This window comes from Protofrankia coriariae, assembly GCF_001017755.1.
Lineage (GTDB): Bacteria > Actinomycetota > Actinomycetes > Frankiales > Frankiaceae > Protofrankia > Protofrankia coriariae.
This window is the reverse complement of the sequence record NZ_JWIO01000071.1, coordinates 3,206-12,535: the sequence shown is the minus strand read 5'-3', so window position 1 is coordinate 12,535 and position 9,330 is coordinate 3,206. Positions and strand designations below refer to the sequence as shown.

The window sequence follows — 9,330 nt, the reverse complement described above, 5'->3', positions numbered from 1 at the left end:
CTGCCGGCCGGACCGCCGCCGCCGGCCGGCCGGCCCCGGCCGGCGTCCACCGCCGCGTCGGCCCACGCCCGGGCCTGGCGCAGCCGTCCGCGCCAGGCGTGCAGCAGCGCGAGGCTGCCCAGACAGGACAGTTCCACGTCGTCCATGCCGGTCTCCCCGGCCAGCCGCAGCGCCGTCCGCAGGGTCTCGAAGGCGCTGTCCGGCCGGCCGCGCCACAGATCGGCGCGCCCCCGGGCGGCAAGCGCGACAGCCCGTGCCGCGGGGTAGCCCCGCCACTGGTCAGGATCATGGCACTCGGACGCGTCGTGCGGACGCTGGCCGGCGCGCAGCAGCCGGCGGGCGTAGTTGAGCATTCCGTCGGTGTCCGCCCGCAGTTCGGCGCGCCGAATCTCCAGGAGGTCCGCGGCGGTCGCCACCAGACGTCTGCGTTTCGCCGGCAGGCTGGTCACCCCGGCCCGCGCGGCGTCCAGGCAGCCGGCCGCGGGCTCGGCGGCGCCGGCCCGCAGGTGGCGGGCTGCCACGACAAGGGCGCACTCGGCCGACTGGTCGACCGATCCGGCGGGGAAGGCGTCCACCAGCATGCCGACCCGGTCGACGTCCACGCCTGGGGCATCCGGCCTGGGAAGCACCCCGAGACCGCTCTCGACGAGCAGGCAGGCGGCATAGCGCCAGTCGCCGGCACGGCAGGCGTGCCGCACGGCGGCGGAGAGGTCCCCGTGGTCGGCGAACCACATGGCGGCGCGCAGGTGCAGCTCGGGCTCGTCCTCCCGGGCCTCCCGCACGAGATCGGCGTGCAGGGTCTCGGCGAGCAGCCGGTGGAAGCGGTACCAGGTGTCGTCGCCGTCGATACCGATCACGAACGAGTTGGTCCGGGCCAGGTCCGCCAGCAGCATCCGCCCGTCCACGGCCGGGCTGTCCCGCCCGACGGTGGCGGCACCGGCGACCGGGGTGAGCGCCGCGGCCGTCCCGCCGGGCTCGGCGGCGACGACGTCGAGCAGCGGTCCGGTCAGCCGGTCGAGCACGCTGGCGCGCAGCAGCAGACGGCGGACCGCCCACGGCTGGCCGCCGAGGACCTCCGCGCCGAGGTACTCGGCGACCTCACGGCCGGGATGCGCGACGGCCGTGGTGGCATCACCGCCTTCGGCACCGCCACCGCCACTATCGGCACCGTCGGCACCGCCCGGCCATCCGGCGCCCCCTTCGCCGGCGGCGGACGCCTGGCCCGTGCCGGCGAAGGGGGCGCGGGCGGCCCACAGCCGCAGGCCCGCGGCCCAGCCCTCGGTATGCTCCAGCAGCTGGTTCCGGCCGGCATCGGACAGCTCGACGCCGTGGGCGCGCAGCAGCGCGGACGTCTCCCCCGCGGTGAAGGCGATGTCGGCGGGGCCGATCTCGACCAGCCGGCCGTCGAGGCGCAGCCGGTGCAGCGCGAGGACCGGGTAACGCGAGCAGAGCACGAGCCGCAGCGTCGGCCCGGCGCAGGCCGCCAGCAGCTCCAGCCCGGCGAGCACGACCGGATCGGCGATCAGGTGCACGTCGTCAATGATCAGTACGACCGGCGCGGACAGCTCGGTGAGGGCGTTGGCCAGCTCCCGCCAGAACCATCCCGAGCCGCCGGGCCCGATGGATCCGGCAGGTCCAACGGGCCCAGCGGGTCCGGCAGGTCCAACGGGCCGGACGGGCCCGGTATCGCCGACGAGTGGCGATGTCCCGTCGACCGCCGCGGTGGCGCCGCCGCGGCCACCGGCAGCCGCGGCGGCANCCGGCAGCCGCGGCGGCAACGGCCGATCTGGGGGCTGCCGACCCGTAGCGCAGCGCCCCGGCCCCCGCCGGGATGGCACCCCCGCGTTCCAGCGCGCACAGCAGGTGGAACCACAGCTCGGTGATTGCGTCGGCGTCCACCGACAACCAGGCGACCGGCCCCGCCCAGCGGCCGGCGGCGGCCCAGGATGCGGCGAGGACGGTCTTGCCGGAACCCGCTGGCCCGCTGATCGCCGTGACCCCGCCGCGCACGCCCCGGTCGATGGCCTCCCAGAGGCGGATGCGCGGGACGTGGATGGCGGGCAGTGGCGGCGCGTTCGTCCGCGCGATGACGAGGGGCACCCTCGCGGCGGATGTATCCAGGTAAGAAGTAACGGCCGCGGACACCTTACCGTCAACCATGTCACAACCCCCAACCGACCAGGCGCGCAACGTAGTGGTATCGCGACGAGCGGTTATGGGCAAGACGAGACCGCTGACCAGACACCCACGAACCCGTCGAAAAGGGGCCAGCCGCGACCGGGCCACGACGCACCTGGCGGCGTCATGCCCGCCAGAACACGAAGACCGGAAATGTCACGTGGGCTCCACGTACACACCGGCATCCCCCGGCGGCACCCCCGACAGCGACCCGCCCGCTACCGGGGAGCGCGGGAACCGGGCCCGTAGCCAGCGTCCGCCCGTTGACGGACGGCGCCTGCCTGTTTGGCCCGCCTGTTTGGCCCGCCTGCTGGCCCGCCTGTTGTAGGCCCGGCCCCGAGACCGGGGAACTGGGCCTCCCAGGCCGGCTCCCAGCCCGCGGTGGCAGGGTGCGCAGCCGCGCATCCCGCGGGCCCCGCCGACCGAAAAGATCATGATCGCACGCCTGGCGGCGCCGGCCGAGTCCGCCGGCGCCGCCAGGCGTGCGCAAAACCAGATCAGGTGCCCCGGCCGGTGTCCGTCGAAGCGCTTCCGACGAACACCGGCCGGCACGGGCACTGCCCGCAGCCCCGTCCGTACAAAGCATGATCCAGACGAGTTTGTCGTTGGGTACGCTTCTTGGCCCCTGCGGGCGTACCCAGCGACAAGCCCGCGTCGATCTTCTCCGATGGCCGGCGCTAGGCGGCGCAGTCCGCGCAGACCGCGCGACGCGCGTCCGCGAGCTGGCTGCGATGGTGGACGAGGAAACAGCTCGTACAGGTGAACTCGTCAGCCTGTCTCGGCAGCACCCGCAGGGACAGCTCCTCGTCACGCACCTCGGCGTCCGGAAGATCCAGCTCCGCCTCGAGAGCGTCGACATCGTCTCCGAGATCGGCCGCGGCTCCGGCCCGCTGTGCCTTCAGCGTCTCCAGGCTCTGCTCCTGGAGTTCGTCATCCTCGACGTCAGTGCCCCGCCGGGCGTCGAAGTCACGAGCCATCGAGTCTCCTTCCTTACGGTTCCAGTCGTTCCCTACGGTTGCGATCAGCCATGCGCGCGAGACGCGATGCACAGCCGCGTGTCGGTACCCGTCCAGGCCCGTACCCGAACAGGATCGAGCGGCTACAATACGCAACGACTCCGACGCGGGCACAGCCGACGAGGTTTGTCTACATCCCTGCGTGGTCGATACAGGACAACGGATCTCCCTCGACCGACGCGTACAATACGGTTCCGCGCGGCGACAGGCCAGGCATCACGTGTTCGCCTCGATGTCAGACCCGACACATCCATCTTCTCGTCGTATTCCGGTATAGCGCGGTGGTATTTCCGACAGACGGGCCGATAACGTCGACCCGGTCGAGTCCGGACATCTCGGGGAACCCGATCTGGTAGGCCTTACCGGATCCACCCGGACCGCCCCCGCCGATCCCTGCCACTCCCCGTCGATCCGCTCCCCGTCGATCGCAGCCGTCGTGGCCCGCGGCCCGGCGCGCGAACAGGCATGATCGCTCCGCTCCGGCCGGGATGAGCCGAGTCAGAGAATAGCGATCATGAAGTCACCGGGACGGAACGACCCGTAGCCAGATCGACATGTGGGCGCCCAGGCTCACCCGGCGCCCACCGGCCCACCGGCCGGATGCCCGGTTCCTGGCCGTCGCCGTGGGGGCGGGCCCCCACGGACGGACCACTTTACAGGTACAGCTCTACAGGTACAGGCCGGTCAGACCGTCATCGAGACGCTCAGCGGCCACCGCGTGCACATCCCGCTCGCGCAGGAGCACATAGGTCGTGCCGTGCAGCTCGACCTCGGCCCGTTCCTCCGGATCGTAGAGCACCCGGTCGCTCACCTGGATGGTACGTACAGCCGTACCCACCGCGACCACGTCCGCCCAGGACAGTCGCTTACCCATCTGCGCCGTGGCGGGAATGACGATCCCGGCCTTCGAGCGGCGGTCGGCCGAGTCCTCACGGGGAGCGACAAGGACCCGATCATGAAGAAGTCTGATCGGCAACGATCCGGCACGCATGTCCACACCAGCCATGCCGCCAACGCCAGCCATACCGTTGACACCGCCGGAAGCAACACTCACACGCCGGACACTACCCGCCCGGGCGGCACCGTCCTACAACGGTGGACGATGGCGCTGTCCATCCGAGTCCGCCCAAGTCCATCCAAGTCCGTCCGGGTCCGTCCGGGGCTCACCCGAGCCTGCCCGAGCCAGGTCAACACCCCGCGACAACCCACGGACCGCGGATTCCCGGTACAAACGCACAAACCTCCCCGGATGGGGAATGCACCCCCAACGGGGTATAAGCTCCCGCCCATCGTCGGCCTCCCGCTGTTGCCGGGCCGGCGAACCGGCGCCGGGCCACCGCCGGAGAGCTCCACGTCGTCCGGCAGTCGCGGCACCGAAGGCGAAGGCGAAGGCAACAGCGGGCCAAGCAGTGGTCAGGCGGTGGCCCAGGCAGTGACCCAGATGATGGGTTCGGGCACGGGCAATGGGTCAGGCAGGGTCAGGCAATGGTTGGGTCGGCACGCTGGAACCGTGAGATGAGGCACGACGATGGCTTTGCGAATCAGTGTGGACCTTGACGGCCTGCGCTGGGCTGATCTTTTCCGGTTCGTCGACCTGGCCCGCAACGGCGGCATCGGGGCGGACGACCAGGTAGACGTAATCACCTACGGTAGCGACCCGCTGTCGGTCAGCCTGTCGGCACGGATCTACCCGCCAGCGGACGCGTTCGGACCGGGCGAGCCCGAGCTGGGCGGTGAACCAGCCGGCCGCTCGAACGTCCCGGCCATCGGCGCGGCCCAGCCGTCGTCCAACGGCTCGTCGTTCGGGTACGACCCGCCCGCCGACGAGCGCGGCCCGGGCGGCAACGGCGCCCACTACCCGTCGTTCGAAGCCCCCAGCGAACGTCCCGGCCCGGGCGGCCCGCCGAACCTGCCCTCGTTCTCGGGCGGCTACGACGGGCAGGGTGAGCGCGGTGGCGCGCCGCCGACCGCCGTCGCCACCCACTACCCCAGTTTCGACGGGCAGGGAGAACGCCTCGGCCCCGGCGGCGCCGGTGGGCAGTTCGCCGGATTCGAGCCGGTCTTCGACCGGCNGAGCCGGTCTTCGACCGGCAGGCGGGCGCCATCCAGGGCGGCATCAAGGAGCCGGTCCCGGGTGGCCCGGGCGTGCCCGGCCAGGTCGACAGCCCGTACGTCGAGGAGTTCGCCCGTCTCCAGGAGGGCCTGATGCGCCAGGTCCGCCGTCCGGACGAGGTCCGCCCCGAACGGGGATGAACATCACGGGCGGTCGCTCGACCGCCCGTGCGGCTGGTGGCCAGACGGTTGGTCAGCGACAGCCGGCGAGTGGTGGCAGGGCGGCTGGCAATCGGCGGCGCGCGGCCGGGCAGCCGGTTGCCGCCTGGCCAGGTGATCGGGCCGCTGGGTGCCCCGGTGGCAACGGCCGTCGTCCGGATCATGTCGCCGTCCAGCCGCCGGTACCCCGCCATCGGTGGCAACACCCGGCTTTTGGTGACAGAAGCGACATCTGGTAACAGAGTTTGCAGGTAAGGCTACAAAAGGTAGTGTGATGACCAAAATGGTCGCTCAAGGACGGTACCGGTAGCACTTCCCACCGGGTGATGGTGCATGCTGGCATCGATGGAGGATCAGCGGACGGATGAGGTCGAGCGCTACTGCAACCGGTTGCGCTCGGAACTTCGCATGATTTCCAACGGGCCTGTCCTGGCTGGTCCGAAGATGATGGCGCACATCGGGTCCCTGCTCACGCTGCTCGACCTCCACCAGGCGAACGAGTTCGATCTGTGCGTGAGCTGTGACCGGCTCTGGCCGTGCCCGACGGTCGTGGCCGTCACCGGCATGTCCCCACAGCCGGATGACGACGAGCAGGCCCCGGATCCAGATGTCAGGCGACAGCGTGCCCAAGCGGCCCTGGATGCCCTGGAGGCCCTGGAAGCGAGACCCGTCGAGGCCGGTACGCCCGCATCCACCACCATGCCTGGGATACCCGTCATGCCCGGGGCCACCACCGCGCCTCCGATCGCGCCCGGTACCGGTGCCGCACCCGGGGCCGGCGTCGCGCCCCCGGTCCCGCCCGTCACCATCGTCCCGCCCACAGCCCCGCCCGCGCCGCCCACCGTCGCGACGCGCGCCGCCGCCGCGGGCGGCCCCATCCCGGGCAGCCCCATCCCGGGGGGCCTCATCTCGGACGGCCCCAGACCAGGGGGCCCCAGACCGGGTGACGCCGTCCCGCCTCCCGCACAGGCACCCCCCGCGCCCGCACCGCTCCCACCCGCACCCCCCGGCTCCCTCCCGCCGTTCTCCGGCATGCCGCGGGTCAGCGGGCCGATTCCCCCGCTGCCGGCGGCTCCGACGTCGGCCACGGGCCCGAACGGCCCGGGCACGGGGCCGCTCGGAACAGGCCCAGGTGGGCCGGGCACAGGCGCCTACCCGGTCTCGGCGACCCCTGGCAACCCCACCGGATGGATCCCGTCCTCCACCGCCTCGCTGTCAACCGGCGCGCACCGCATACCGCAACCGCCCCAGGCACCCCAGACGGCGCAGCAGCCACAGCCGCCACAGCCGCCGCGAAGGCCCCAGCCGCCGCGCCCGGCCGACGTCACGCCCACACCGGACGGGTGGCAGATGCCGTCAGGCACCCCGCCCGCCCCGCCTTCCGCGCCGCGGCCGGGTGGTCAGCAGCCGGTGACGGGCCCGTTGCCGGCGCGGCAACGGCCCGCCGNGGCCCGCCGAGCCGTTCCGGCAGCCGCCGGTGCGCGAGCCGCAGCCCTGGCCGCTCGTGCCGGGGCCGGGGCCGGGAGCCGGTGACCAGCCGCCGGCGTACCCGCCCAGGGAAGCGGCCATCCCCACGGCCCGTCTCGCGCCGTTGATCTCCGGGCCGATGGGTATTCCGCCCACCCGCTCGGCAGGCCGGCCGCATCCGGGGCCGGACCCGGCACGCCAGCCGTACACCACCGCGTCGCATCCCGGCGGCGGTGATCCGGGCGCCCCGCCGAACGCCCGGGGGCCGCAGGCCGAACGCCCGGGGAGACCGCCTCGCGCCGCAGCCCAGGACGACACGATCAGTGACAGCAGCGGCGCCCACTGGCCCGGCTACGGCAACATCCTCGACGGCATCGACGTGATCTGACCTCGCCGAAACCCCCCGGCAGCACAGGAAAAGCATGATCGTACTGTCGGTGTCCCGCCGGACGCGGACCAACCGGTCGTGCGTACGGGGCGGTTCGGGGCCCGCCGAGTAACCCGACGGTCCGTGACAGGTCGGCGTCGGCAAGGTTTGAATGCAGACGGCATGTGGCATGAACGCGACGACGGCGACGGGCCCAAGGCGATGTTCGACGGTACGGCCGTCGGCGGTTACCCGTGGAGGGTTGAGGCGTGGCCGAAGCTCTTACCGCACGCTTCGATCTTCCCGCCAACGCCCGCGCCGCCGGGCGTGCCAGACGCCTGGTCAACGAGCTGCTGTCGACCTGGGGCCGCGAGGAGGACGCCGAGGTCGCTCGCCTGCTGGTCAGCGAGGTCGTCACCAACGCCGTCCGTTACACAAGGTCGGACGATCCGCTGCACGTCCAGGTCGTCGCGCAGAAGGACCGGGTGCGGATAGCGGTCGGCGACGGCAGCAATACCCACCCGGTGCTACGGACCGTACGTGACGACGACGAGTCCGGCCGCGGCATGCACCTGGTGGCGGCGCTCGCCAGCGAGTGGGGCGTGGACAAATCCGCCAACGACAGCCCCGGCAAACACGTCTGGTTCGAACTCGCAGCCCCCGTCCACCCTCGCGTCCCCGTGGACGCTGTCCGCTCCCCCACCGCATTCCGCCTTTTCCGCTGAACAGCTCCCCCGAGCACTCGGGTCGAGCCCGCAGCGGGCGGTGAGAGCGGTGGCCGTCGTCGTGGAGCCAACTGAGATTCACCGGGAGAGGCGGTCCCGAGCAGCGCTCAGCCGGTAGCGAAGAATGATGATCCGCTATCAGGCTGGTTCGACGGGGGTGCGGGTCTCCAGCGCGGAGCCGGCGCTGCCGGCGCGGGCGAGCTTGTGCCAGCGCAGCCGGCTGCCGAGCACGGCGCTGACCACGGACTGGATGACCACCAGGTACATCACCTGGCGGTAGACGATCTGCTGGAGCGGCAGGGTCCACAGGGGGCCGAACCGTTCCCGGTCGAGGTGGAAGGCGTAGGCGGTGGTGGCGAGCTGGACGGCGAGGAAGCCGGCATACGAGATGAGGACAGCACCACGATCGGCGAACAGCAGGCCGTAGAGGGCCATCAGGTCGATGACGGGGGCAAGCATCGGCAGCAGGACCTGGAACATCAGCAGATAGGGCAGGGCGCGGCGGCCGAACCGGCCGGCGGCGCCGCGTTCGACCACGGCATGCCGATGCTTCCACATCGCCTGCATCGTGCCGTAGCACCAGCGGTAGCGCTGCCGCCACAGGGCGCCGAGGGTGGCCGGCGCCTCGGTCCAGGCCCGGGCCTGTTCGGCGTAGACGACCCGCCAGCCGGCGCGGCACAGCGCCATGGTCAGATCGGTGTCCTCGGCGAGGGTGTCCTCCGAGACGCCTCCGACCGATTCCAACGCCTCCCGGCGGAACGCGCCGATCGCCCCCGGCACGGTCGGCATGCACTGGAGCACGTCGTACATCCGGCGGTCCAGGTTGAAGCCCTGCACGTATTCGATGTGCTGCCAGCGGCCGAGCAGCCCCCGCCGGTTGCCGACCTTGGTGTTGCCGGCGACGGCGCCGACGGCCGGGTCGCGCAGCGGCTGGACGGCGTGGTGGACCGTGTCCGGTTCGAAGACGGTGTCCCCGTCGACGAGGACGAGCACGTCGGCGGAGGCGACGGCGATGCCGTGGTTGAGAGCAGCTGGTTTGCCCTGGTTGGCCTGCCGGACGACCAGCACCCCGGGCAGTCCGAGCTGTTCGACGATGTCGGCGGTGCCGTCGCTGGAGCCGTCGTCGACCACGATCACCTCAAGATCGAGGTAGTCGTTGGCGACCATCGAGCGGACGGTGTCGGCGATGCCGACCGCCTCGTTGTAGGCAGGAATGATCACACTGACCGGCGGACGGAACCCGGTGTCCGTCCGCCGGCGCAGGTCGGTACTCCGCAGGCGCCGGCGGGCGGCCTTGCGCCGCCGG

General features: G+C 72.1%; 6 protein-coding genes. 2 read left to right on the top strand and 4 right to left on the bottom strand.

All coding sequences use genetic code 11. The features are described 5' to 3' along the window. From FrCorBMG51_RS23640 to FrCorBMG51_RS23625, 3 genes are all read right to left on the bottom strand, one after another. On the bottom strand, positions 1-1,532 hold a 1,532-nt coding region (locus FrCorBMG51_RS23640), incomplete at its 3' end, for a winged helix-turn-helix domain-containing protein (RefSeq protein WP_476742245.1). 1,323 nt (positions 1,533-2,855) lie between these two features. Further along, positions 2,856-3,155, bottom strand: a complete 300-nt coding sequence (locus FrCorBMG51_RS23630) for a DUF4193 family protein (protein ID WP_013872769.1) — start codon at positions 3,153-3,155, stop codon at positions 2,856-2,858. A 706-nt stretch (positions 3,156-3,861) separates the two neighbouring features. Continuing rightward, positions 3,862-4,248 (bottom strand): GroES family chaperonin, encoded by a 387-nt coding sequence (locus FrCorBMG51_RS23625; RefSeq protein WP_043603102.1) that lies wholly within the window; start codon positions 4,246-4,248, stop codon positions 3,862-3,864. A 2,694-nt stretch (positions 4,249-6,942) separates the two neighbouring features. On the opposite strand from FrCorBMG51_RS23625, the gene FrCorBMG51_RS23610 reads away from it, so the two are divergent. Both FrCorBMG51_RS23610 and FrCorBMG51_RS23605 read left to right on the top strand, forming a co-directional pair. Beyond that, complete coding sequence (locus tag FrCorBMG51_RS23610; RefSeq protein ID WP_047225207.1) at positions 6,943-7,320, top strand: hypothetical protein; 378 nt, start codon at positions 6,943-6,945, stop codon at positions 7,318-7,320. A 248-nt stretch (positions 7,321-7,568) separates the two neighbouring features. After that, positions 7,569-8,024, top strand: coding sequence for an ATP-binding protein (locus FrCorBMG51_RS23605; RefSeq protein WP_047225206.1), 456 nt, complete (start codon positions 7,569-7,571; stop codon positions 8,022-8,024). A 138-nt stretch (positions 8,025-8,162) separates the two neighbouring features. On the opposite strand, the gene FrCorBMG51_RS30105 is transcribed toward FrCorBMG51_RS23605, so the two are convergent. After that, positions 8,163-9,330: glycosyltransferase family 2 protein (locus tag FrCorBMG51_RS30105; RefSeq protein ID WP_200902580.1), on the bottom strand; the 1,168-nt coding region annotated here is incomplete at its 5' end.

What these genes read in the sequence shown, in the direction of transcription:
- FrCorBMG51_RS23630 (WP_013872769.1), bottom strand. Translation starts at nt 3,155, where the DNA reads ATGGCTCGTGACTTCGACGCCCGGCGGGGCACTGACGTCGAGGATGAC.